Annotated in this window: 18 protein-coding genes; 6 read left to right on the top strand and 12 right to left on the bottom strand. The window is 42.3% G+C overall.

What is annotated here, in order from left to right:
- The first annotated feature begins 95 nt into the window (after positions 1-95).
- Positions 96-1,418 carry a polyamine export protein PaeA gene (gene paeA, locus AB4298_RS09145; RefSeq protein ID WP_248997677.1) on the top strand — a complete coding sequence of 441 codons (1,323 nt, stop codon included), beginning with the start codon at positions 96-98 and terminating at the stop codon, positions 1,416-1,418.
- A gap of 36 nt (positions 1,419-1,454) precedes the next feature.
- Here the strand turns inward: paeA and AB4298_RS09140 are convergent, their stop codons facing one another.
- The 4 genes from AB4298_RS09140 to pepA form a co-directional block, all read right to left on the bottom strand.
- Positions 1,455-3,623 carry a putative bifunctional diguanylate cyclase/phosphodiesterase gene (locus tag AB4298_RS09140; protein ID WP_371986425.1) on the bottom strand — a complete coding sequence of 723 codons (2,169 nt, stop codon included), beginning with the start codon at positions 3,621-3,623 and terminating at the stop codon, positions 1,455-1,457.
- Positions 3,624-3,864: 241 nt separating this feature from the next.
- The gene (locus AB4298_RS09135) at positions 3,865-5,082 is read right to left on the bottom strand and encodes an EAL domain-containing response regulator (RefSeq protein WP_371986423.1); all 1,218 of its coding nucleotides are present in this window, start codon (positions 5,080-5,082) and stop codon (positions 3,865-3,867) included.
- A complete protein-coding gene (locus AB4298_RS09130) occupies positions 5,079-9,056 on the bottom strand; it encodes a transporter substrate-binding domain-containing protein (RefSeq protein WP_371986422.1) in 3,978 nt (1,325 codons plus the stop codon). Before AB4298_RS09130 ends, AB4298_RS09135 begins: the two co-directional genes overlap by 4 nt.
- A 386-nt stretch (positions 9,057-9,442) precedes the next feature.
- Positions 9,443-10,951 (bottom strand): leucyl aminopeptidase, encoded by a 1,509-nt coding sequence (pepA, locus tag AB4298_RS09125; protein ID WP_248997673.1) that lies wholly within the window; start codon positions 10,949-10,951, stop codon positions 9,443-9,445.
- A gap of 223 nt (positions 10,952-11,174) precedes the next feature.
- On the opposite strand from pepA, the gene lptF reads away from it, so the two are divergent.
- Both lptF and lptG read left to right on the top strand, forming a co-directional pair.
- Positions 11,175-12,290, top strand: coding sequence for an LPS export ABC transporter permease LptF (gene lptF, locus AB4298_RS09120; RefSeq protein WP_248997672.1), 1,116 nt, complete (start codon positions 11,175-11,177; stop codon positions 12,288-12,290).
- Positions 12,287-13,345: an LPS export ABC transporter permease LptG gene (lptG, locus tag AB4298_RS09115; RefSeq protein ID WP_248997671.1), complete on the top strand. Its 1,059-nt coding sequence runs from the start codon at positions 12,287-12,289 to the stop codon at positions 13,343-13,345. The genes lptF and lptG overlap by 4 nt, the downstream gene beginning before the upstream one ends.
- 122 nt (positions 13,346-13,467) lie before the next feature.
- Here lptG and AB4298_RS09110 read toward each other — a convergent pair whose 3' ends face one another.
- The 4 genes from AB4298_RS09110 to AB4298_RS09095 form a co-directional block, all read right to left on the bottom strand.
- Complete coding sequence (locus tag AB4298_RS09110; protein WP_371986421.1) at positions 13,468-13,992, bottom strand: RDD family protein; 525 nt, start codon at positions 13,990-13,992, stop codon at positions 13,468-13,470.
- A 56-nt stretch (positions 13,993-14,048) separates the two neighbouring features.
- Positions 14,049-14,303 (bottom strand): DUF2960 domain-containing protein, encoded by a 255-nt coding sequence (locus tag AB4298_RS09105; RefSeq protein ID WP_248997670.1) that lies wholly within the window; start codon positions 14,301-14,303, stop codon positions 14,049-14,051.
- 45 nt (positions 14,304-14,348) lie between these two features.
- Positions 14,349-14,828 (bottom strand): GNAT family N-acetyltransferase, encoded by a 480-nt coding sequence (locus AB4298_RS09100; RefSeq protein ID WP_248997790.1) that lies wholly within the window; start codon positions 14,826-14,828, stop codon positions 14,349-14,351.
- A 78-nt stretch (positions 14,829-14,906) separates the two neighbouring features.
- Positions 14,907-16,391, bottom strand: a complete 1,485-nt coding sequence (locus AB4298_RS09095; RefSeq protein WP_371986420.1) for a carboxypeptidase M32 — start codon at positions 16,389-16,391, stop codon at positions 14,907-14,909.
- Between the two features lie 298 nt (positions 16,392-16,689).
- On the opposite strand from AB4298_RS09095, the gene AB4298_RS09090 reads away from it, so the two are divergent.
- Positions 16,690-17,325 carry an OB-fold-containig protein gene (locus tag AB4298_RS09090; RefSeq protein ID WP_371986419.1) on the top strand — a complete coding sequence of 212 codons (636 nt, stop codon included), beginning with the start codon at positions 16,690-16,692 and terminating at the stop codon, positions 17,323-17,325.
- Positions 17,326-17,406: 81 nt separating this feature from the next.
- On the opposite strand, the gene AB4298_RS09085 is transcribed toward AB4298_RS09090, so the two are convergent.
- The 4 genes from AB4298_RS09085 to AB4298_RS09070 form a co-directional block, all read right to left on the bottom strand.
- Entirely contained in the window at positions 17,407-18,051 is a 645-nt protein-coding gene (locus AB4298_RS09085) for a DUF2913 family protein (RefSeq protein ID WP_371986418.1), read from the bottom strand.
- A gap of 171 nt (positions 18,052-18,222) precedes the next feature.
- Positions 18,223-18,867, bottom strand: a complete 645-nt coding sequence (locus AB4298_RS09080) for a peroxiredoxin-like family protein (protein ID WP_371986417.1) — start codon at positions 18,865-18,867, stop codon at positions 18,223-18,225.
- 155 nt (positions 18,868-19,022) lie between these two features.
- Positions 19,023-20,321, bottom strand: coding sequence for a DEAD/DEAH box helicase (locus AB4298_RS09075; RefSeq protein ID WP_220779391.1), 1,299 nt, complete (start codon positions 20,319-20,321; stop codon positions 19,023-19,025).
- Between the two features lie 209 nt (positions 20,322-20,530).
- Positions 20,531-22,318, bottom strand: a complete 1,788-nt coding sequence (locus AB4298_RS09070; protein ID WP_371986416.1) for an aminopeptidase P family protein — start codon at positions 22,316-22,318, stop codon at positions 20,531-20,533.
- A 408-nt stretch (positions 22,319-22,726) separates the two neighbouring features.
- On the opposite strand from AB4298_RS09070, the gene AB4298_RS09065 reads away from it, so the two are divergent.
- Together AB4298_RS09065 and AB4298_RS09060 are read left to right on the top strand one after the other, a co-directional pair.
- On the top strand, positions 22,727-23,497 hold the full coding sequence (locus AB4298_RS09065) for an ROK family protein (protein WP_371986415.1): 771 nt from the start codon (positions 22,727-22,729) through the stop codon (positions 23,495-23,497).
- A 314-nt stretch (positions 23,498-23,811) separates the two neighbouring features.
- Positions 23,812-25,029 (top strand): M24 family metallopeptidase, encoded by a 1,218-nt coding sequence (locus AB4298_RS09060; RefSeq protein WP_371986414.1) that lies wholly within the window; start codon positions 23,812-23,814, stop codon positions 25,027-25,029.
- Positions 25,030-25,100 lie beyond the last annotated feature (71 nt).

Below are 25,100 nucleotides of genomic sequence, written 5' to 3'. Positions count from 1 at the left end.
TTAAATTTGCTTAGGTGGGTTTGTTATCACCGAAGTCGAAATAATTAAATGCAGTAATAAGTTAGGTGTGTTTTTAGTTTTAGGATAGGTGCTAAATGAGCTTCTTTGATAATGCTGTCATTATATTACTCCTCATCGGAGTCAGTTGTTTCTTTTCTATGTCAGAAATTGCGCTCGCGGCTGGTCGTAAAATTCGTTTGCGTCAATTGTCGGCCGAAGGCGATATTCGCGCCGATAAAGTGCTGTTATTGCAAGAGCAGCCAGGTAACTTCTTTACTGTGGTGCAAATAGGTTTAAACGCCGTAGCGATTATGGGCGGTATCGTAGGTGAATCAGCATTTACACCACATATTCATGCCTTTTTATCTTCATGGCTAGACGGCCCTTGGCTGGATAAAACTAGTTTCTTATTATCATTTGCTTTAGTGACTAGCTTATTTATTTTAATTGCTGACCTTATTCCTAAGCGTTTAGCAATGGCATTTCCTGAAAAAGTCGCCATGACCTTTGTCGGCCCTATGATGGTTTGCATTGTAGTATTAAAGCCGCTGGTGTGGTTCTTTAATGGTTCAGCTAACTTTGTGTTTCGTGTGTTTCAAGTGCAAACTGCGCGCAATGATGCTGTTACCTCAGATGATATTTATGCAGTGATGGATGCAGGCGCTGAGGCTGGCGTACTTGATAAAGGCGATCAGCTGATGATGGAAAAAGTGTTTGAGATGCAAACCATTCCAGTCACTGCTGCAATGACAGCTCGCGAAAGTTTGGCTTATTTTTTACTGCAAGATAGTGAAGAAGAGATCAAGGTTAAGATTGCAGAGCAGCCTCACTCAAACTTTCTTGTTTGTGATGAACAGTTAGACACCGTTGTGGGGATTGTGAATGCCAAAAAATTACTGATTTATCTTATTAATGGTGAAACCATCAGTCTTAAAGATAAAAACTTAGTAACTAATTGCTTTATTATTCCAGACACCTTGAGCTTGTCGGAATCTATGGACTACTTCAAAAACAGTCGTGCCGATTTTGCTATTGTTATGAATGAGTACTCGCTTGTTGTTGGTGTCGTTACCGCTAAAGATCTGCAAGATGCGGTGATGGGGGCTTGGTCTTTACCTGAAAGTGAAGAGCAAATTATCGCTCGTGATGAACGCTCTTGGTTAATGGATGGTGTTACGCCAATTATTGATGTGATGCGTGCTCTCGATATTGAAGAGTTTCCGCAAAATCATAACTATGAAACCATAGCCGGTTTTATGATGTTTATGCTGCGAAAAATCCCTAAATGTACAGATTCAGTGGTACACGCTGGTTACAAGTTTGAAGTTGTTGATGTCGACAGCTATAAGGTTGATCAGCTGTTGGTTACTCGTATTGATGAGCAACAAGTACCAGAAGTATTAGAAGTTAAAAGCTAGTATCAAGCGGAAAAATACTGCACTAGCCAATTTTAATTACGCCCTTAATCGGGCGTTTTTATTATCTATTTCTAGGTTACCCTGAGCACTCTTGTTTGCAATAGAGTTACTGTTGTAAGCGAGTGTGAATGCTTCAAACTTATCTTCTTCGGCAGGGCGGTGAAAGTAATAACCTTGATAGTTATTACAACCAATTTGTTGTAAAAGCTCCTTTTGCTCTGCAAATTCAACCCCTTCAGCAATAACGTCGAATTGTAAGCTATTAGCAAGATTGACAATTGTTTGTGATATAGCAATGTCACTGTTATTGATTGAAAGATCTTTAATAAAAGATTTATCGATTTTTAGCTGGGCTAAGGGAAGTGATTTTAAATAGCAAAGTGACGAAAACCCGGTACCAAAATCATCAAGAGAAAATAGCACTCCATAGCTCGCTAAGTCATTCATTATGGCGCAGGTCGCATTGATATTTTCAATGAAAATACTTTCAGTTATTTCGAGTTTTAGTTTTCCTGGCTGCACTTGAAATTGAGTCACAAGTTGCTTGATATAGTCGCTAAATCCTTCGTGGCGTAATTGCACAGCACTAACGTTAATTGATAAGGTTAATGCTTTGAACTCTGGGGTTCTCGACCATTGCTGCAGTTTTTTACATCCATCATGGAGGACTTTTTCACCTACAGTAATGATAAGTCCTGTTTCTTCTAATAAAGGGATAAAGCTATCTGGGTAGATTAATCCTTTTTTGGGGTGGAACCAACGCAATAGGGCTTCAGCACCAGTAACTCCATACTCCGCTGATACCTGCGCTTGATAGAAGACATTAAACTCATCATTGATAATGGCTTGTTCTAAATCAGTCTCCATCTGCTTACGTTGTATAATTTCAGTCTGCATTTGCGGGTCATAAAAGCTCATGTTATTACGCCCCGACTCTTTCACTTTGTACATCGCGAGCTCGGCTTGTTTTAATAGTTCTTCCGTTGAAGGATTAGCTCCATTAAATAGTGTTATCCCGATACTTGCTGTCAATTTAAAGTTGATCCCCTTAACTTTTAACGGCTGCTGTATTTTGTGTAGTAATTTTCTGCCGATAGATTTGACTAGTCCCATAGCATCAACTTTTTCATTAGAAACATGAGGCAAAAACACGATGAACTTATCGCCAGCTTGTCGGCAAATGGTGGCTTCTGCATTTAAGCTATCTTTAATTCTATCAGCAAGCTTGACTAACACATGGTCACCAATATTATGATCGTAGAGGTCATTCACGGTTTTGAAATGGTCGCAATCGACAAATAATAGAGAACTAAAGGACCTTAATTTACGGTTCAGCACCAATGACTGGCTGAGCCTATCTTTAAGTAAGCGTGTATTAGGAAGTTTGGTTAGGTGGTCAAAATTAGCTAACTCATAAATTTTATTCTCAGATTTTTTACTTTGGGTGATATCGATATTTGATCCGATAAGCCGTATCGCAAGCTTCTGTTTATCGGTAATAACCTTGGCAGATGCTTGAATATGCCTAATCTCGCCATCGCCTCTAATAATTCTAAATTCACTATCAAAGTTTTCTCCAGTACTGACAGCTTTATTAAAGTCTCTGACTGCATGTGCTAAGTCTTCGGGATGAACACTATTTTTCCAAATCTGGTAGGTAGCTTGGGTTTTATCGGGGCTTAAACCGTAAAGTTTGAACATCCAGTTATCCCAATGCAGAGCTTGTTGTTTTAAGTCGTAGTCCCAAATACCGATTTGGGCAGCATTGGCAGCGATTTTTAAGCGCTGTTGGCTTTTTATTAGTTCTTCTTTTGCCAATACTTGTTCATGGCTCACCATTAGGTAATCTGTATGATTAATTCTTACCTTATTAGCCGAGAGTTGAAAAAAGTGACTGCAACCCTTTTCTTCACATTTATATTCAACTTGAACATAATCGACATCTTTGCTGAGTATTTTCCCTAAGGTTTGAGTAATACTGGTTTGTGAGGAGGCGGTTTGCTCATTTTGCTGGTGAAATTTTAGATAGTCTAAGCCAACCCAATTATTAACATTGTAGCGCTTGAAGCATGCAAAGTTTTTCCAACTATTGTTCACCAGCTGGATCACGCCGTTATAGTCAACAATCGCAATAGGATTTGACAGTAAGTCTATCACTTCTGTGTATTGGCTTGCTTGTAGGGCTTTAAGGCATATTTGATTCACAACTTGCTATTCCTTTAGTCATCAATGAATACAGAACTTGATAAAACCGCGTGTACAAAGTCCATTTTCAACAAGTTAATAAAACTATGTATTAGTTAACTTTAGTAGAAAATTACAATATATACAGATTCAGCAGCATAGTAATGAAGTTGTGAGCTGTCTGACTTACAGGGTAGGATTGAGCTACACATAGAACTGAATGAGGTATGCCTGTTGCGTACCTCATTGTTAGGACGAGATATTACTTACTGACTATGGCAAGTAGATTCTTTGCCGCTTTCATTTCCCACTCTTGATGCCACTGAACCAAGGCTTCGACAGGCATCGGCGCCGCAATATAGTAACCCTGTGCTAAGGTGCAGCCAAAGGATTGTAACCTATGCCAGAGAGCCAATGTTTCGACGCCTTCAGCCACAGACTCAAGCTTTAGGCGACGGCTTAAGAGTAAACAGGCTTCTACAATAGCAGCTGCAGTATTACTGGTTTCTATTGCTCGTATGAAGCTCATATCAATTTTTAACGTATCAAATGGCAGCGTATCTAAAAGCGATAATGAAGAGTAGCCTGTACCAAAATCATCGATAGATAGATTGAAACCATGCATGGCGAGGCGAGAAGCCGATTCTAATGCTCTGCCGGTATTTTCTAACGCGTCTGATTCAGTTATTTCAAAATAAATTTTCTGGCTTAGTTGCGGATGTTTGTCTGCAATTGCGAGCACATCATCAACAAAGTGGTTATGCATCAATGTGGTTGGCGTAATATTTACGGCCACTGGACGCCCTGCAAGTTGTTGTTGATGCGCCAATATATATTCGATGCTAATCAATGCTAGCTCAGCGTCTTTTTGCATTTTTCTCAGTAAAGGAAGAAAGCTTGCTGGTGGTAATACGCCTAAAACTGGATGGACAAATCGAATCAGAGCTTCACAGTACAACCATTTGGTTGAATCTAGTGCCACTAAAGGCTGAAAAAAGGGCTTTATCCACCCCTGTTTAAGTGCATGCTCTAGTTCATGCTCTGTAAAAACTTTGCTTTTTTCTGATGGAGAAGAAACAAATTTAGTCGGATTGGTGCTTTCAATCCAAGCAAGATGCAGCAGCTCTCTCAGTATATTTATCTTAACCGGTTTACTAATAGCCCCGATAACTTTTAAATGATAACTCATACACATTTTTTGTACGGTATCGAGCACTATCTGGTTACTGGCACTGGTGATGATAATTGAACCTTTAAATGCTAGCTCACTGATATGACTTAAAAATGTTACCCCGTCCATTTCCGGCATTTTCAAGTCACAGATAAGTACATCGGGTGCAAAGCTTGTCATTATGTGCAGAGCTTCGACACCAGAAGCTGCAGTTTTTATTTGTGCAGGTTTAGGTAAATTGATGAGCTCAAGTTGCATCATCATAGCGTCTCGTTGAAACGGGTGATCTTCAATCAGGAGGATTTTCATTTTAGTTGCTCAACCTGTTCTGAGATCTGGCTCATTAGGTATTTCAATTCAGTAAATAGCTGCTGAACCACTGCGCCTTTACGTTCGGAGGCAGCGGTTTCTAATTCTGTACAGTTTTTGACTAAACGTTCGCACTCAATCACACCTGCCGCGCCTTTCAGTTTGTGGGCGTTGAGAGCCGTGGCGGTAAAATCTTGCTTTGAGATTGCAGTATCTAGCAGTTCAATATCTTGCATGCTTGTTGTGATGAACTTTTTAAGCAAGTTAATGCATAGGTCAAAATCACCAAAATTAGCCTCTAAGGCTTCGATATCAATAATTTGTTTTGACCCTGTTTTTGTTTCGCCGCTTAAAGATGCTTCGCGATAAATATCAGATTGCTGTATTAGTACCGGGGCGGTTTGCACTAGGTGGCAATCGAGTATTTTTTGCAATTGGATCAAGGTGACAGGTTTAATTAAATAGTCATCAAAGCCGTACTGATGGCAGCGCTCTTTTTCACTCGACATTGCATTGGCTGTTAGTGCTATAACAGGAAGGCGTTTACCCTGCTGTTTTTCTTGTTTACGAATAGCACTAACTAAGCCGTAGCCATCGAGCTCAGGCATATGGCAATCAGTAAGTAGCAGGCTGTAATCTCGTTGCTGATAGGCATTCAGGGCTTGTTGGCCATTGTCATAAATATCGGCAAAATACCCCAGCTTACTAAGCTGCATCCGAATAACATCTTGGTTAATGGGGTGGTCTTCAGCAACTAAAATGAGCTTGTTAGCGGCAATGGCTTGTTCACGAGTGACCAAAGGCTTTTGGTCGTTAGCGACTTTCGCATATTTAGATTCAAAAAACTCCGGATTGGTGATTAAGTGTAATAAGTGTTCTGGAAGTATGGGATTAATCGATAGCTTCCAGCCCAAGTCTGTTGGTGCAGGTGACAATAAGCTCTGATTTTTAAGTAGAATAATTTGTACGTCAGGTAGGCAACGCTTAGCCCAACTAGCAGTAAGTGCTTGTTGTTCGCACCAACTTTCAGGAAGTAACAATAGTTCAATATCGGCTTTGGCAACGTAATTAGCCAGTGCAGCCTTATTTTCAATACCTGATAGGTTATAAGGTGTACAGTGCCAGCTTTTGAGATACGCATTTAGAACATCAGAACAGCTTTCATCGGTTAGCATTAGTCCGTAGCGTTTGTTAACTAGGGTAGGGACCGCAACTGCCGCGATAGGGCAAGTCAGGCTTAAGCGGAAAGTACTGCCTTGACCATAAGTGCTAGTGACAACAATTTCGCCGCCCATTAATTTAACGAGTTGCTCGCAAATAGATAGACCTAATCCGGTACCGCTAAAGCGGCGTTCGCTACTGAGATCTACTTGTTCAAAGGGAAGGAATAACTTTGCAATATCATCGTCGCTAATACCAATGCCTGTATCGGTTACTGCAAAACCTATGGTTTGTTCACTGTTGGTTTCAGATAAAAGATCGACCGATAACCAAATCTCCCCCTCAGTAGTAAACTTGGCCGCATTATTGAGTAGGTTGTTTAAGATTTGTTTGAGTCGCAAGTTATCTAACGTAAATGAATACGCCAGTTTGGGGTCAAGCCAAAGTTTAAACTTAAGGCCTTTGGCTTCAACTTGAGCAATATGAGGTTGTATTAACTCACATATGAAGTTGTTGAGCTGGCAGATCTCTAAACTGAGTTCTAGCTTACCCGCTTCAATTTTTGAAAAGTCCAATACATCATTGACGATGTTAAGCAGGTTGTTGCCTGAATGGGTAAGGTTTTTATGGATCCCGTCTAGATCTTTACTATTGAGATGGGGAACCATTAGCTCTAACAAACTTAAGATCCCACTAATTGGAGTACGGATCTCATGACTCATCATAGCTAAAAAGCGTGATTTAGCCTCGGTGGCTGATTCTGCTAACAGTCTAGCCTCATCAAGTTCAGCCTGCTTTTCTTTGATTAAGGTGATATCGACTAACGTGTAGGTCCAGTGTTTGTTAGCACTGACTTTTGTGCAGACACCTGTTACTTGGAACCAAGAGGTTTTACCCGAGATTGTTAGCTTGAGGGTTGTATACAAGGAGTCTGAGAATCTTGATACATCAATATCCTTTAAAAACTCGTAGTTGTCGGCATGTTGACGTAGGAAGTCCAATAATATTGACGGATTCTTATAGAGTTGCTCAGGTGTAAGACCAAGGTACTTTTCAATGTTGCTACTAACATAGCTCCAAGAGATATCGTCAATGTCATCGCCATAGCGGACAAGTTGCGCAACGATACCACCAAAGTTACTATTAACAAGCCTCAGCTCTTTTTCAACGCTATGTCTTTGCGATATTTCACTTTTTAGCTTTCTATTTGAATAGACTATTACGAAAAAAACCGTAAGAACACCACCTAAGATTAGAAATAACCAAGTAGGGATTTTCTCGAATGAAAAGTCAGAGTTAATACTTATATCATTCCATTTATGAGCGATCGCTTGTAACTCATCATCATCAATTGAGTTTTTCGCTTTATTTAAAATAGATAATAAAACAGGATTATTTTGATTTATGGCAAAGCTAACCAAACGTTTTTGTTGTTCGAGCGGATCCGGTATTACTTTTAACAGACCGAAATAGCGTTCGCTGATAACACTGCTGGACATTGATAGCGGCAAAATCCCTACGTTAACTTTACCCGCGATAACGGCATTTAAGAGATGCTTAGTTGAGTTATAAACGGTTATATCAGCGCTAGGGAAGTTTGTTTCAACCTGGACTTGCTGTGCATGTTTACTCAATATACCGATTTTTTTGCTGCTCTTTAGCTGCATTTTAGATAAATTGGTTGCTGCAACCGCAATCCAAGGATCTTCCGTATAAGCGGAGCTGCACTGTACTTCGCTGATTGAATTAGATTCACAGGTATAGGCGGGGATCAGTTCAAAACCATTTTCAATTAAATACTTTTCAATGTCTTGGCCATGAAATTCAGTTGCATCAATTTTTATCCCCAGCTTAGTACTGATGACTTTTAATAGGTCTGCACTCATACCGTCCATTTCACCGTCACTATTGGTGAAAGCGAATGGGTAGTTGTCAGCTGAGTAAAGGACTTTTATTGTGTCTTTTTGTCTGATGCTATTTAGTTCTGACTCAGTAAGATTTAAACCTTGTCTTTGATATATGTACTTAACTTGTGAGCTGGTTAACCAAGCATCATATAGTTTGTCAAAAGTCTCATCTGGAATTGCCTTTAAAGCATCATCGAGCTCATTGATCAATAATTCATTACTGTGCAGTCCTGCAAAGTGGAGACTTTCATAAGGCATATTACTAATAAGATGGATATTGAGGTTATTCGATTCATCTTGATGTGTGTGTATATAGTCCAGGGTGATGGCATTACCGATATAAGCGTCTGAGGTGCCATTTAACACTGATTTGTAAGCTTGTTGACTATCAAGGAAGTTGGCAATTTCAACTTGGTTAGTGTGGGTTCTAAGCAGCTCATTGATCGCAAAACCTTTTTCGGTCGCGATTATCTTGCCTTGTAAATTAAGTAGGCTAAAGTCGTCTTGCTGATAGGTTATGCCTGCTTTAGGTACAAGCATTAACGAAGAACTAAAGCTGAGCCAAGTTGATCTCTCTGGGGTTTTTGATGCGCCCATTACAATATCAATCTTACCCTGTTTGACAGCATCTAGTACTTGCTTGTAGCTCGGGTAGATCACTACTTCAATATCATAGCCAGCATTTTTAGTAATTTCCTGTAACAACGAAGGTAATAAGCCAATAGCCTTTTGGTCTTTACTGACATAGGTGAAAGGCTGCCAGTCGGGTGCGGGGTATCCCACCTTAATAACCTTGTTGGTGTTGATTACTTGGTTATCTAGTATCGAAGTACCTTCAGTATCGCTATTCGCATTACCAGACAATGGAAAAACAAACAAAATTAATAGCAGGAGTGCCTGACGCATATTGCAGCCTAAATTGGATTCTATAGTCATAAGAGTGTTCAGAAGTGATCCGCACAGGCAGAAGTTATCAGGTTGGACTCTTAGAAAGAGACAACCGTTGATGTCCTAGTGCTACTGAGGTCGTTGTTTTCTATCGGGTGAGAGATGTTGAAACAGCTGCGGCGAGAATGCTGCGTATTGTAAACGTAAATAAATATCTGTCGATAATTAGCCACAGATAAAATGTCAACTAGATCTCAATTTTGATCTTTTTTTGACATCAATTGAAGTTTTGGGTTTGTCGAGCAAGTTAGGTTATTTAACGGCTACAAGGTTGTTAGTGATTCAGATATAAAAAAGGCTAAACCTAAAGGTTTAGCCTTTTACAACAGGGTTTGAATTAAGGCTTATTCACCTTGTTCAACACCCGCTCTATTAATTAGGAATTGCGTTAACAAAGGTACAGGGCGTCCTGTTGAGCCTTTGTTTGCACCACTATTCCAAGCTGTCCCCGCCACATCTAAATGTGCCCAGTTATACTTTTTAGCAAAGCGCGATAAGAAGCAAGCCGCAGTGATAGAGCCTGCTGCACGACCACCTAGATTAGTCATATCGGCAAATGGGCTTTCCAAGTGCTCTTGATATTCGTCCCATAGCGGCATGCGCCACGCTCGGTCGCCACTTTGCTCACCAGCATTTAGTAGCTCGTGTGCAAGAGGATTATGACCAGAGAATAAGCCAGATGCGTGCTTACCAAGGGCAATAACACAAGCCCCAGTTAAAGTGGCTGTATCAACAACTAATTCAGGATCAAAGCGCTCAACGTAAGTGAGTACATCGCATAGTACTAAGCGACCTTCTGCGTCGGTATTTAGTACTTCAACAGTTTGGCCTGACATAGTGGTTAGAATATCACCCGGGCGATAAGCATTGCTCGATGGCATGTTTTCACAACCAGCTAAAATACCAATTACATTAATAGGCAGTTGCATTTCGCATAATGCTTTCATCGCACCTATAACACCGGCTGCGCCGCCCATGTCATACTTCATTTCGTCCATGGCTTCGCCAGGCTTAAGTGAAATACCACCAGAGTCAAATGTTAGGCCTTTACCAATTAATACAATTGGCTTTTCAGTGTTATCCACTGCACCTTTGTATTCCATAATGGTCATCACAGACTCATTATCACTACCACGTCCAACCGCAAGGTATGAATTCATACCTAAGGCTTCCATCTGCTCTTCACCAATCGTTGTAACGGTTAGGTTTTCAGTGTTTTCAGCAATTTGGCGTGCTTGTGATGCTAGGTAAGCTGGATTACAAATATTTGGTGGCATATTGGCCACGTCGCGGCAAAGATGCATGCCTGAAGAAACTGCCATGCCGTGCTCAATAGCACGCTCACCAACAGTTAGCTCACGTCGAGTCGGTACATTAAATACCAGTTTACGCAGTGGACGACGAGTTTCACCTTTACGGGTTTTTAATGCGTCGAAGCTGTATAGGCTGTTTTGTGTTGTTTCAACAGCTTCACGTACTTTCCAGTATGTGTCGCGACCTTTAACATGTAACTCAGTTAGGAAGCAGACAGCTTCCATTGAACCAGTTTCATTTAGAGTGTTGATGGTTTTTGTGATGATTTGTTTGTATTGACGTTCATCAAGCTCACGCTCTTTACCACAACCGACTAGCAAAACACGTTCGCTTAGTACATTAGGTACATGGTGAAGCAACAACATTTGGCCTGGCTTACCTTCTAAATCACCACGGCGAAGTAAATTGCTGATATAGCCTTCACTGATTTTATCTAACTGTTCGGCGATACCGGACAAGCGTCTTGGTTCGTATACACCTACGACGATACAAGCTGAGCGTTGTTTCTCTGGACTGCCGCTCTTTACGCTAAACTCCATGAGCTCTCCTAGATTCTTAAAGACAAATTTTATTATTTATTAGATAATGTCTGCTTGTGCCCAAAAAGGGCCAAAATATGGCGCACCCTATAATTTTCTTTTCAGGTGTTTTCCCTGGCCATGTTATGTACTTGTTGGTAACAAAACTACTAAAAGTAGACAGTCTACATGAAAGTTGTATTGATACCAGCATAAATGAACGTTTGGAGACCGGATCCTCACTGTGATTGTATTTAGATACCTGATTCGAGAAGTTTTGAAAGCGCAAATAGCGGTACTTTTAGTGCTGTTAGCTATTTTTATTAGCCAACATTTTGTGCGTGTGCTTGCTGATGCCTCTGATGGCGAGTTTCCAGCCTCTCTTGTTATGACCTTGCTCGGTCTTAACATGCCGTTTCTTACCGTCCTGGTTTTACCGCTAAGTCTATTTTTGGGTATTTTATTAGCCCATGGGCGTATGTATGCCGAAAATGAGATGGTTATTTTTCACGGTGTAGGCATTAGTGAATGGTATATCACGCGAGTGACCTTACTGCTTGCTGTCATTAATATGGTGTTTACACTGTTTTTGTCGGTGTATGTAGCGCCATGGGCAGAAGAACAGCAAAACCAAGTGCTTGAGCATGCTAAGTCTGAGGCGGGGCTTGCTGCACTTACCCAAGGTCGATTCCAGACCAGTCCTAATGGCCGCGCAGTGTTATTTGTCGAGCGTATTGGACGTGACAATAAATTAGATAAAGTCTTTGTGGCACAGTTACCTGAACCAGATGACGAAACTGGTGTTGCCAATGTGGTTGTAGCACGTTCAGGTAAAGTGGTTGAAGACGGAACTGGTGGTCAGCGATTACAGCTTGAAGACGGTGTGCAATATCAAGGTAACCCTAAGCGTGTTGACTACCAAGTTGTAGAGTTTGGTGGCTATCAAATGCAGATTAAAGAGCAGGCTGTTGATGAGCGCCGTCGTAAATTGTCCGCAATGCCGATTGGCGAGTTGATGAAAATCGATAGTCCAGAAGCAACTGCTGAGTTCCATTGGCGTTTAGCAATTCCTTTAGCGATTCCATTGATGACCTTGATTGCGGTACCTATGGCGCGAGTGAATAACCGCCAGGGTAAGTTTGCTAAGATGTTCCCAGCTATTTTACTTTACTTAGGCTATTTTGGTCTGATGGTTGCTGGGCGTAAATCGCTCGAAGATGGTGTCATTCCTCAGTATCTAGGGATGTGGTGGATCCATGCGTCCGCGCTTGCCATAGGGATATTGCTATTAGGTAAAGAGCGTCCGTTTGGCGCTAAATTGTCAGGCTTGTTCAAGCGTAACAAGGCGGCTAAAGCATGAAAATATTAGACATTTATATCGCTAAAGTACTGATTAGCACCTCTTCATTAGCGCTATTAGTATTAACAGGCTTGTCAGGCATTATTAAGTGGGTTGACCAACTGCGTGTGGTTGGTCGTGGCACTTATACCATGATGGATGCTGCAGTATATGTACTGTTTTTAATTCCGCGTGACATTGAACTTTTTTTCCCTATGGCGGTGTTGCTTGGCGCCTTGATTGGTATGGGGATGCTGGCATCTAACTCTGAACTAGTTGTAATGCAGTCGGCGGGTTTATCACGTTTACAAATTACTATGTCAGCGATGAAAACTGCCATTCCCTTGATGATTTTGGTGATGATGCTAACGGAGTGGGTTGCCCCAGTTGCAGAATTGCGGGCAAAAGAGATCAAGAGAACCAATGTATCAGGTGGCAGTTTAATTGACTCTAACCGCGGCATTTGGGCTAAAGATGGTGCCTTATTCGTCAATATCGGTGGCGCTGCCGACATTAATAATCTGCGTGATATTACTCTTTATGAGTTTGATGACACGACTAATCTAACCAGTACGGTGCACGCTAACTCTGCAGAATACAAAGATACCTATTGGTTACTCAAAGATGTACGCAGAACGACCCTCAAGAATGAGCAAGTTGTACTGGTCAATCTTGAAGAAGACCGATGGATCTCATCTCTGACTCCTGAAAAGCTCAGTGTAGTTTCTGTTAAACCAGAAGCGCTATCCATTGAGGGACTATTAGATTATTTAGATTACCTCAAGAGCAATAATCAGGCCGCTGAACGATATGAGTTAGCGCTGTGGCGTAAGCTAATGCAGCCTGTTACTGTCGCAGTGATGATGTTGGTGGCTTTGTCATTTGTGTTTGGTCCGCTTAGAACTGTGACTATGGGCGCAAGGGTTTTATTGGGTGTAGTCGCTGGTTTTAGCTTCTATATTTGTAGCGAAATCTTTGGTCCATTGAGTATCGTATATGGTTTACCTGCCTTTATTAGTGCCGGTATGCCAGCGTTTATCTTTAGTGTTGGTGCTTTGTATTACATAAGAAAATAATACCAATTGCATTAAATTAAAGGTACAAAAAAGCCAATAAGTACGAGGTTAAGGCCGTTGCTTATTGGCTTTTTTAATACTTTTAATTCACTCTTTATTGAGCGTCAAAAAGTTAAATTTGATTATACACCGCGCCAGTTACGCATCTGATTCGCTTCTTTAGATAGTTCAACCACTTCTGAGCGAGTCATCATATCTTGCAGCGCTAGCTTGTCGCCGTTAATCAAAATCCACAAATTACCTATTCCCAGTAATGACCATACAAGTCTTGCAGCTGCAGTCACCATACTTAGGTTTTGACCGTTTGGATGTTGGATTTTAAGGCGCCATGCTCGCATTCCTAAGGTTTGTCCGCCATAGCTCCAAAAACTGATATAAAATAGACCGACACATAGGGCAATCCAGAACTGATAAATGCCTTTATAAAGCGGAGTATTATTAAGCAAGTCAGAAACATGCTCAAACCCTGCCATATCGATTAAGCCGCTGTACGTTAACGCTATGAATATGCCAAAACCAATTGCGCCAGCAACCATATATACAGCTACGGCAAGTAATAGATCATAAATTATCGCACCGCATCGTTTAAAAAAACCGGCACGAGGAAAGTTGGCATGTTCGTTATTTGGTAAATATGAAGTCGTCATTTATATCACTTTTTATTAGGTTTATTGGATGGTGATAACTGCTGCAGGCTTATTGATTATGACTTTTTCGGTTCATCTTTATGGTAGTAGATGTCGCTAAAGCCAAAGCGAGCGAACTCTTTAGCGCGAAAATCTTTAACTGCCGACGAGCCTTTTGAGGTCATTGCAATTTGTTGCTCCATCATCAGGTATCGAGTTAAATCAACGCCTTCCGCTGCGGCAACCGCTTCGTAAATATCGTGAAACTTGTCATAAGCAAAGTTAATTTCTTTTGCTTGGTTTTTAAATTTGTAAGTAATTCTGGTTGCCATTTTTAGCATCTCTAATGTAAGTCGGTCTATGATACCAAATCTCGGCTATAAGGTATAAACCATATAGCGAGCATCTTCAGGATAGGCGCTAAGATCTTTACTAATCGCCTTGGCAATAAACCCTTGTTTACCCCAGTAGTGGTGCGCGCCTTGCACAGCGACTAAAGAAATCGTGTTGAGGTTATTCGTCTCTGCAAACTCGATAAGTGCTTTTAATGCGAGGCTACCCAACCCCTTGCCCTGCGCCTTTGCTGATAGAGCTATATCATGTAAATAAAGGGTATTAGCTTGGTCTATTGTACCCAATACTTGTTCGAGCGATGGTGGCATATCTATATGCCAAGGGTGGGCTAGACAATAGCCAATAACACTACCTTCAGAAGTTAGGGCAAAGCAGCTTTCTGGCGACGTGAGCCATTTGCTTTGTAAAACCTCGAGCGATTCGGGTTCAATTTGTGGATAGCATTCTATTTGAATATCGAGAATATATGGCCAGTCAGACGGTTGAATGGATCGTAGCGTCATCATTTTTACTCTTGTAGTAAAGGGGTCTCTCTAGCCCTGCTAAGCCTAACTACAGCAGGGCTGATAATAGTATAACAGCTATAAGTAACGACTTTCCAAATGATGCTTGAAATGAGCCGGATTAAGGGGCTCACCTGTTGCTTGACGCATAAGCTCGTTGATTTCTAATAGACTACCTTGCGACCAAACATGAGTTTGTAGCCAATGCATCACATCATTAAGACGGCCGGCCTCAATAAGGCTTTCCACATTGCCAATTTGGCTTTCCATAGCGCTTTTAAACTGGGCAGCGTACATTGCACCTAGAGTATAGCTGGGGAAATAACCTAGCTCGCCTACCGCCCAATGTATGTCTTGCATACAGCCATTTTTGTAATCGCCGTCGGTATTTATGCTTAATAAAGATTGCATCTGACTAGACCAGAAGTCTGGTAGATCCGCAACTGCAAGTTCACCAGACACTAGGGCTTTTTCGGCTTCAAAACGCAGTAAAATGTGGCAAGGGTAGGTTACTTCATCGGCATCAACTCGAATATGACCAGGCTTGACTCGAGTGTATATATTAGTGAGTTGCTGATGCGATAACTCGCAACCTAGTAAGGTTTTTAGGTGAGGTTGAATTAGTTTTAAAAAGCCACTGCCACGGCCAACCTGCATTTCACAAAACAGGCTTTGACTCTCATGCAGCGCCATTGAGCGTGCAAGGCCTGCAGGTTGTCCACGCCAAGCAAGCGGCAAGCCTTGTTCATATTTAGCATGACCTGTTTCATGAACAATTCCCATTAATCCACTAGTGAAGTCAGTTTCATCATAACGGGTGGTTAGGCGAACATCGCTGGCAACACCACCGCAGAAAGGATGACTGCTGATATCGAGGCGGCCATGATTAAAATCAAACCCTAAAATTTGCATCACCTGTTGACCTAACTTAGCTTGGCTTTCTGCGCTTGTCTCTGGAATTGCATAGCTTGGCTCTGATGCCTGTTTATTTTGAACTTGTTGTATTAGATCGGGTAACCAGCTTTTCACCTGGTTAAAAATAGCTTCAATACTAGCAGTCGTCATACCCGGTTCAAACTTATCGAGTAAGGCGTCATAAGGGCTAACGTTAAGCACTTCTGCACGAATACCAGCTTCTTCTTTTACTAGGTTCATTAGCTGTTCAAGGTTTGGCTTAAACCCTTGCCAATCATTGTTTTTTCGCTGGTCTCGCCAAGCTTGTTCGCAATGGTAGGCCGCTTTTGTTTTGGCTTCGACTAAAGCTGCTGGCACAGCATTAGCTTGCAAATATTGATAATTGATTTCACGTAAATTGGCTTGCTGCTGGGCTGTTAATGTGAGCTCTTGAGCCTTGGCTATTGTCTCTGCAAGCATAGGAGACGTTTTAAGGCTGTGAATATGCTTTGCGAGTTCAGCCATTGCAGCACCACGAGCTTCTCCACCACCAGTTGGCATCATAGTAGCTTGATCCCAATCTCCTAAGGCACTTAAATGCTCAAAATGACTAATGCTTTGAAAGTGTTTCGCAAGGGTAAGGTAGTGCTGGTTATTGTTAGCGCTCATAATGTAATCGGCTATAAAAAGATAAATATGCTTTATGCTAGCACGTAAGTACAGTGCAGCTAAGTGCTAGCAGCTAAATATCCGAATGGGGCTCAATGTTAATCAGTTTAGAAAGTGAGGGGATTGGCTACACTTAATGAGTTATTAAGTCGTGTTTGATACAGTGCCTGTTAATCATTAATAATCAAAAGTATTGTTACTTGTTATCGCACCTCTTTGTGTTAGCATAATGTTAAATATAAGCTTGGCTTATATGAAGTTGTATGGGATGTGCAACTGACTTATTCATGGAGGATTAATGGTCGACTTTTTGTTGAGCCAAGAGAATTTACCTTACGCAATCTCGTTAGGGTTAGTGCTGCTCTTTGGTTTACTTGAAACATTATCTTTAGTCATAGGCGCTAGTCTTGTCGGGTTATTACACCCTGCAGAAGTGGTCGATAATATAGAGCTCAGTAATAAGAACTCTAGCGTTATGCTGAGTTTTGCTAGTTGGCTTAGCATGAATCGTTTGCCTGTATTACTTTGGTTTGCGTTAGCTTTACTCAGTTTTAGCATGGCGGGTTTTGTGATAAATGCTGTGTCTATGCGTTGGCTGCTCGTATTGCAACCTCAGCTCGTTTCCCTGCCTTTCGCATTGTTTCTGATGGCACTATCTTGTCACTACTTTGGTGCTGCGATTGCTGATAGATTGCAGCGCAATATCTCTAATGTTATCTCTATTGAAGATCTTAACGGTAGCGTAGCAAAGCTTGAGTTTGGAAGAGCAATGCTGGGTTATCCAGGAGCTGCCATCGTGGTAGATAAAAACCAGCAAGAACATCATGTATTTGTTGAGCCAGTGAACACTGAAGTTGAATTTACTGAAGGCACCCTTGTTGTATTGGTTAAACGCAAAGGTCGAGTTTGGCAAGCAACACCGATAGATGGTTAGTTTAAATAACTTTTATAAGAATCATAAAAAGGCCTGCATTAGCAGGCCTTTTTATTTAAGTTGTGATTAGCTGTTATGGCTTTACGCTTGCAGGGCTTGCAATATTGTCAACGCTGGCTGCTCATTCCTAGGCCAAACTTGGTAAGCTTTATGGTGCTTAATCAAAGAAGCTTTTTTATTACCTGGGCTAAGTAGCAAATTATGCTGGTATGCTATTTTAGCCAGTAAAGCTTCATCGGCACGAACAAAAATAGTGATAGGTTTAATTAACTCATCACCGACGATACGCTGAGTGAACTGATCATCTGAAATGATTAAGCTATTGCAGCCATCGCTATCAAGTTTGAGTTTTTTAGTCACTTCTTGATCGGTAATGATTAGCCACTCTTGTGACTCAAGCTCTGCAATCATGTTATTTATCGAAGCGCCTAAGCCTGTTTGCTTGTCGCTAATATAACTATATTGCGCCTTAATCTTCTCAAGCAGTGTTTTTAGCTCTGCACCTGCCCCCATACTGCGACCTTGGCGGATCCACATGGTTAGGTCTTCGGCGACTAACTTTGAGAAAGTACGCTGCTTTAATGCTGTGACCATCCAACTACATAGAAAGTGGCTTTCTGCTGCAGGAGTTCTGACGCTGCTACTTTTAGCACTGGCTTCTGCAAGAGCATCGAGACCCGCAATAGCGAACGCTAAAACGGCTTGATTATAAGTGATATCTGACATTGATTCTCCGCCGCGTGGAAGTAATAAAAGGTGACGGCTGAGGGGATTATACCTAATACCAATCAGTATAAAAATAGTGGCGTAGTAAGTCTAAATTGAGTTGTTCGTTATAAGTCTGCCGATAACAGGGATTATGTTGGTTACCAGAGCTTATAACGAACAAAGAAGCCGCTATTGTTTGACTAGGCGGGCAGCTGTCATTATCAACTCCGGTGCAGGGCGTACTCTAAAGTTAGGGTTAACATATTGAAAATGCACTAAGCCATTGCCATCAATAATGTAGACTGCAGGCACTGGTAACACTAAGCGTTGTTCGCCCTCGGGTGTTTGCCAAAGCTTGTTTTCAAGCTTTATTTTACTTAGGTAGCGATTGGTGACTTTTTCACTGGTAAAGTAGGCCAAACCGAACGCTTTACTCACATCAAGGTTAGCGTCAGATAGTAAGGTGTATGAGAGTTCTTGTTCGGTCATAGACTGTTTAAGTTTGGCAGGCGTGTCGGGCGATATGCCGATTAGCTGAAACCCCATTTCAATGAGTTTCGGCTCGATGGCTTTAAGTTGTCCCATTTGCGAATTACAAAAGGGGCACCAACCACCACGGTAGAAAAAGATCACGCTTGGTTTGCCTTGGGTGATCTTGGCAATATCAATAGTGCGATCGTTAAGATCTTTTAGGTTGGTAGAAGGGATCGTTTGGCCGTTCATTAGCGGCATCACATTGAGTTCATCACTGGCGATGGGTTTAGCATTCGCTGCATGACTTAGCGCAGCACTGCTGATTATTAGCGCTAGTACTGCAAAGGTATTTCTTAGCATTATTATTCCTTTTTAAAAGCAAAATGAGCTTGTGTTTGACAAGACCGCGTAAGCCGCAATTTGCTTTCGTCGCTTAAGGAATAAACGTTGCGTTCAAAAAAGGCACCATTAGGTGCCTTTTTTGTTTATAAAATAATTCGGTGTCCGTACAGCGATTATTTTATCTTCTTAATTTTTGCTGGTGAGGCATTTTTCACTTTAACACGGCGGCCTTGCATGTTCTTCTCTGCAATAACCTGCGCGCCAGCATTGTCTACACGCTGCTGTTTCTTAGCAAAACTACGGCGTTTTTGTAGCTGTTTGATCAATAGATCGCGGCTACCCACTTCATAACCAGGAATGCTAATACGGCGCAGTTGCTGACCAATTAACTTCTCGATATCAGCAAGTGTGCGCTCTTCTTCACGACTTACAAATGAGATAGCAACGCCTGATTTACCTGCACGGCCAGTACGACCAATACGGTGAACATAATCTTCAGCAAGGAAAGGTAAGTCGTAGTTAACTACGTACTCTAAGCCTTGAATATCCAGACCACGTGCAGCAACTTCGGTTGCCACTAACACGCGCATTTTACCTTCTTTAAACTCACGTAGAGCACGGCGACGGCTACCTTGTGCCTTCTCACCATGAACAACAGCAGTTGGAATACCATCTAGATTAAGCTCTTTTTCAAGCTTATCTGCCGCATCACGTGTCGCGGTAAACACTAGCACTTGGCGCCAGTTTTTCTTACCAATAAGCTCTGACAGTAGCTCACGCTTACGGCGCTGTTCAACTGGGTAAACCACTTGGCTAACAGTAATCGCAGTAGTGTTTTGCTTATCAGCAGTGATCACGTTTGGTTTAACCATCATCGTGTTAGCTAGTTGCTTAACCGCAGTTGAGAAGGTTGCCGAGAACAATAGATTCTGACGTTTCTTATTAACGGCTTGCAGAATCTTTTGAATATCGGCACTAAAGCCCATATCTAGCATACGGTCGGCTTCGTCTAGGACTAAAGACTCGACGTTAGACAGGCTTAAGTTACAAGCCACAATGTGCTCAAGCAGTCGGCCCGGAGTGGCGATAATGATATCCGCGCCACGCTTTAGCTTAGTTGCCTGAGTATCCATTTTAACGCCACCAAAAATGGTGACTACAGAGATGTCTAAGTACTTAGCGTAATCATTAACGTTATCGGCAATTTGCGCTGCAAGCTCGCGGGTTGGGGTTAAGATCAACGCCCGTGCATTTGAGCGGCCGGTAGTGCTTGGGTTATCAAGCATCTTTTGTAAAATTGGCAATGCAAACGCAGCCGTTTTACCCGTACCTGTTTGCGCACTAGCAAGTACATCTTGGCCGCGGCGTACGGCAGGGATGGCTTGCTGCTGAATTGGTGTCATTTTTTCATAACCACATTCAGAGATTGCACGCAAAATCTCAGGAGCAAAACTAAATGATTCAAATCTCATGATTGAGGAGTCCTATGTTCAACAATTCAATTGCTAACAGGTACGCTAGCATTTTCTAATACCATTAAAATGGCGGCCGCGGAGTATAGCAAACTTTTATACTGACTGGTATTAGATTAAAACCTGTACTTTGGCAATTTTGTGCCTAACGAGTACGCAATAAAAAGCAGCGCTTAAGCGCTGCTTTAATTATGGAACAAAACACGCAATTAAATGGCCGCAGTGACCTTATTTAACCAATCTAGATCTTCACCTTGCATAAACGGCGTTAGCTTGTCTTTAACTTGCTGGTGATATTGGTTAAACCAATTAATCTCAGGCTCGGTTAGATATTGTTTATCGATTAGGCGTGCATCCATTGGAATGAAAGTGAGTGCTTCAAACTCAAACATTTCACGCTCAATGTTGGCAAGTGCAGCGCATGGACGTACGGCAACTAAGTTCTCTAGTCGAATACCAAATTCTTCAGCGCGGTAGTAGCCAGGCTCATTAGACAACACCATACCGTCGAGTAATGGCACATTTGAACGCCCCTTAGCTATGCCCTGCGGACCCTCATGCACACTGAGGTAATGACCAACGCCGTGGCCAGTGCCATGGTCAAAGTCATAGCCATGTTGCCATAAGTACTGGCGCGCGAACGCGTCAAGTTGCATACCGCTGGTGCCTTTAGGGAACTTAGCTTGATCGATAGCAATATGGCCTTTTAGTACCAAAGTCACCATTTTTCTCTGCTCATCGGTGACATCACCGATAGCGATAGTGCGGGTAACGTCGGTTGTGCCGTCTAAATACTGGGCGCCAGAGTCAACCAGATAGATGCTGTTCATCTGCATCTGCGCTGGCGTGCCATTGTTATGATTGTAGTGGCACATCGCTGCGTTACCGCCTGTCGCCGAAATAGTATCGAAGCTTGGCTCTTGGTACATAGGATCGCTTAAACGGAAGCTTTCTAGCTTATCTGCCAGTACAGCTTCATCGTAAAGCCGATTAGCATCAACTTCGCGGTCTAACCAAGCAAGAAAGCGACTAACAGCAACGCCATCACGAATATGGCACGCCTTGATACCTGCAAGCTCAGCTGCATTCTTTTGTGCTTTTGGTAATGCCACAGGGTCACTACCAGCAATAAGCTGCGCGCCAGCTTCTTGCGCTGTAAGTTGTAGCCATGCATTACTGTTATCTGGGCTAGCAAGCACTTTTCTGCCTTCTAGTTTGGCGAGCTCTGCAGCAAGTTCTGCTTCATTTTTAAAGCTAACGCCAGTGCCAACATGCTCGTTGATATTTTCAGGTAGCTTTTTGGTGTCGGTGAACAGCACCATGTCGCCATTGGCGTGCAGCAATGCTGTGCCAAGTACAACTGGCAAACAAGGAATGTCTTTACCGCGTATGTTGAGCAGCCAGCAAAATGAGTCTAATGCTGAAATAATTGCCACATCAGCGCCCTGGGCTTTGATATCCGCACCAATTGTAGTGCGTTTCTCTAAGCTGCTGCGTCCGGCGCTTTGCTCGCTAAATAGCATAATAGGATCGGATGTTGGCGCAGGTCTGTCGGTCCAATTTACATCGATAGGGTTGTGCGCAACTGTAGTTAGCGTGATTTGCGCTTTAGCAAGCTCAGCTTGAGTTTGATTAAACCAAGCTAAGGTATGCAAACGGGCGTCAAAACCCACTTGAGCATTGGCACCAAGCTGTTCAATTAGCCATTGAGCTTGCGGGGTATCATGTAAGCTTAAGTATTCGAATAAACTGCCATCGACTTGTTGGCGAACCTGTACTGTGTAACGACCATCGACAAAGATTGCCGCGCTTTCCTTAAGGACAATAATCGCGCCAGCAGAACCGGTAAATCCACTGGCCCATAACATACGCTCGTTATGTTCAGGAACATACTCACCTAGATATTCATCAGCTCTTGGAATAATAAATGCGTCTAGGTTTAATTTAGCCATTTCGCTGCGGATGGCTGTTAAGCGTGCTGCAATAGTATTTGACATTCAAACTCCATTATTAGCGTTCAAGCTAGAAAGTTACTGAGCTCGAGGCTATTTCTTTTTGTACGAATTTAGGGCGGAGGTTAGCATAAATGCCCGGTGCATGGCAGTCACCCTATAGGATTAACCGTGTAGTTAGCTGGTCGCTAGTGTGAACCAAACTGGACAAAAAGGTTTGCAGTTCCTTAAATCAACAATGTTGTTTAGTCAGCGTTTTAGCCAAAGTCGAGTGATTAATGCGATAAAGCTTGGTTTTAAATTTCAATTAATCGAATTGTTTACAGTTAATCGATATTCTATAGGTCGTTAATATCTAAGCAGCTATATGGTGTAAGTCTCTATTATGTTAGAATTTTGTTTGTCGTTAGGATGCGATTAGTCGTGGTGTAGCCATGCTCATGGGAGTGCTAAGTGCAAACATTAACAATCGATATTAGTGGTTCAAAAGCCTTATTTGAAATAGAAACACAAGGGCGAGTAGAGCAATATAAAATAGCGATAACAGACGGATTTAATATTAATAATTTAAATACGCAGATCGCTGAATTAGAACAAGACTACGGCTTAGAAGGTTACGGGTTAGGCATAGCCGTTCCGGGGTTAGTGCAAGCGCAGCAATTGGTGTCCTGCCAATCGCTACAGGGGCTAAAAGGATTGAGTGTTGATGACCTATTGACTAAAGCTAAGCAGGTCATTATTGCTAATGACAGCGATGCTGGCCTGCAAGCATTAATGGACACTAAGCAAGATTGTGAGTTACTTGTTATGTGCGATATGGGTATTGGTATGTCTATCGCGGTAAACGGTATTCCATTCACTGGTGCATCAGGTATGGCCGGCGAGTTAGGGCATTGTCGTATGATGACTGAGTCTGGCGAGTTTAGTCTTGAGCAACTAGCCAGTGGCGCTGCGATTAAGCGTCGTAATTGGACCCGCAATGAAGATATTGCACGTGCAGGCAGTTACATCGGCCAAAGTTTAGCTTGGGTGGTTAATCTGTTTAACCCATCCCATATCTACTTAGCGGGTAGTTTGATGGATAACCCGCATTATTACCAAGCGTGTGTTGCTGCAATTAAAGAGATGGCATTACCCATTCCTATGGCAAAGGTAAAGGTTAACCGTGTTGATGACCGTGAAACCATGGTTTGCCGCGGTCTTAAAGTGATGCTGAATAAGTAATTTTAAAATAGTAAGCCATTAAATAAAAAGGGCAACCTTCATCAAGGACGTTGCTCTTTTTATTGCCTCAATGTAAAAGCTCTGATTGCTAATTCAGGTGTTTTTTATCGCCTAATAAGCCACTTTTACTCAACATATAACTCGCGACCATCGACAATTATTTGCACTTTTCCCTATTAGTTACTGACTGATTGTATATTTTATGCTAGAAAGTGTGGCATACCGTGAGCCATTGTAAATATGGCGCTTGTGAAAACTACTTTTAAGTAGTGGCTGCATGACAATATAAATAATCAAATTTGAAAGGTAAGTATATGACCATAGGTGTTGGCGGTTCTACCGCAGAGCAGGAATTAGCAAAGTTAACAGACATGACTCAAGGTGCAGATCCTATTAGTCGTGAAGAGTACCAAGCTCGTATCGCCAAGGCGCAAGCCATCATGAGCGAGCAGGGAATTGCTGCCATTTACCTAAACGCAGGCACTAACCTTTACTATTACACTGGCACGCGCTGGTACGCTAGCGAGCGCATGGTGGGAGCGATCCTTCCTGCAACAGGTGACGTTGAATATATCGCTCCAGCATTTGAAGTTGATACGTTAAACGGTTACATGGTCATTGGCGGTAAAGTTAATACTTGGCAAGAAGATGAAAGCCCATTTGCACTTTTTGGCAATGTATTAGCCAACATGGGAATTACAGCCGGTGATATAGGCATCGACGAATCTGCTGCTTTCTTTATCTTTGATGGCATGCGTCAAGCGCACCCGCAGTATAACTATGTTAACGCTAAGCCAGTAACAGCTGGTTGCCGCATGATTAAATCTGCGGTTGAGCTGAGTTTGTTGCAGCGCGCTAAAGATATGACCATGGAAGTACACAAAGCCGTTGCGCGTATTTTGCATGAAGGCATTACCACCAGTGAAGTGGAAGCCTTTATCAATGCTGCGCACATTAAAGTGGGTATTCCTGCAGGCTCATATTTCTGTATCGTGCTGTTTGGTGAGGACAGTGCCTACCCGCATGGGGTTAAATCACCTAAAGCACTAGAGCTAAATGACACCGTATTGATTGATACCGGTTGTCAGTTATACGGTTATAACTCGGATATTACCCGTACTTACGTTTATGGTGAGCCTAGCCCACGTCAACGTGAATTATGGCAGTTTGAGCAAGCATCGCAAATCGCAGGTTTTGAAGCGGCGCAAATTGGCGCTACGTGTGCCAGCGTTGATCGCGCTGCCCGTGATGTACTGGAAGCAGCAGGTTTTGGTCCAGGCTATGATGTACCGGGTCTTCCACATCGCACAGGTCACGGTGTCGGCCTTGATATCCATGAATGGCCGTATTTAGTACTTAACGACCATACTCCTCTTGCTGCGGGTATGTGTTTCAGTAATGAACCTATGTTATGTGTACCGGGCGAGTTCGGTGTGCGCCATGAAGACCACTTCTATATGAGTGAAACAGGCCCAGTATGGTTCACCAAGCCTGCGCACTCAATCGATGACCCATTTGGTTACGAAGCGTAATATTTGCAATGCCTCGTTATCAGTAACGAGGCATTTTTTTGTGTAAGAAGCGCGATGTATATCAGGGGAGT

The sequence above is a fragment of the Shewanella sp. 10N.261.52.F9 genome (assembly GCF_041471165.1).
In the GTDB taxonomy this organism is placed as follows: Bacteria; Pseudomonadota; Gammaproteobacteria; order Enterobacterales; family Shewanellaceae; genus Shewanella; species Shewanella marinintestina.
The sequence above is the reverse complement of the archived record's forward strand: the minus strand, read 5'-3'. Positions and strand labels throughout refer to the sequence as shown.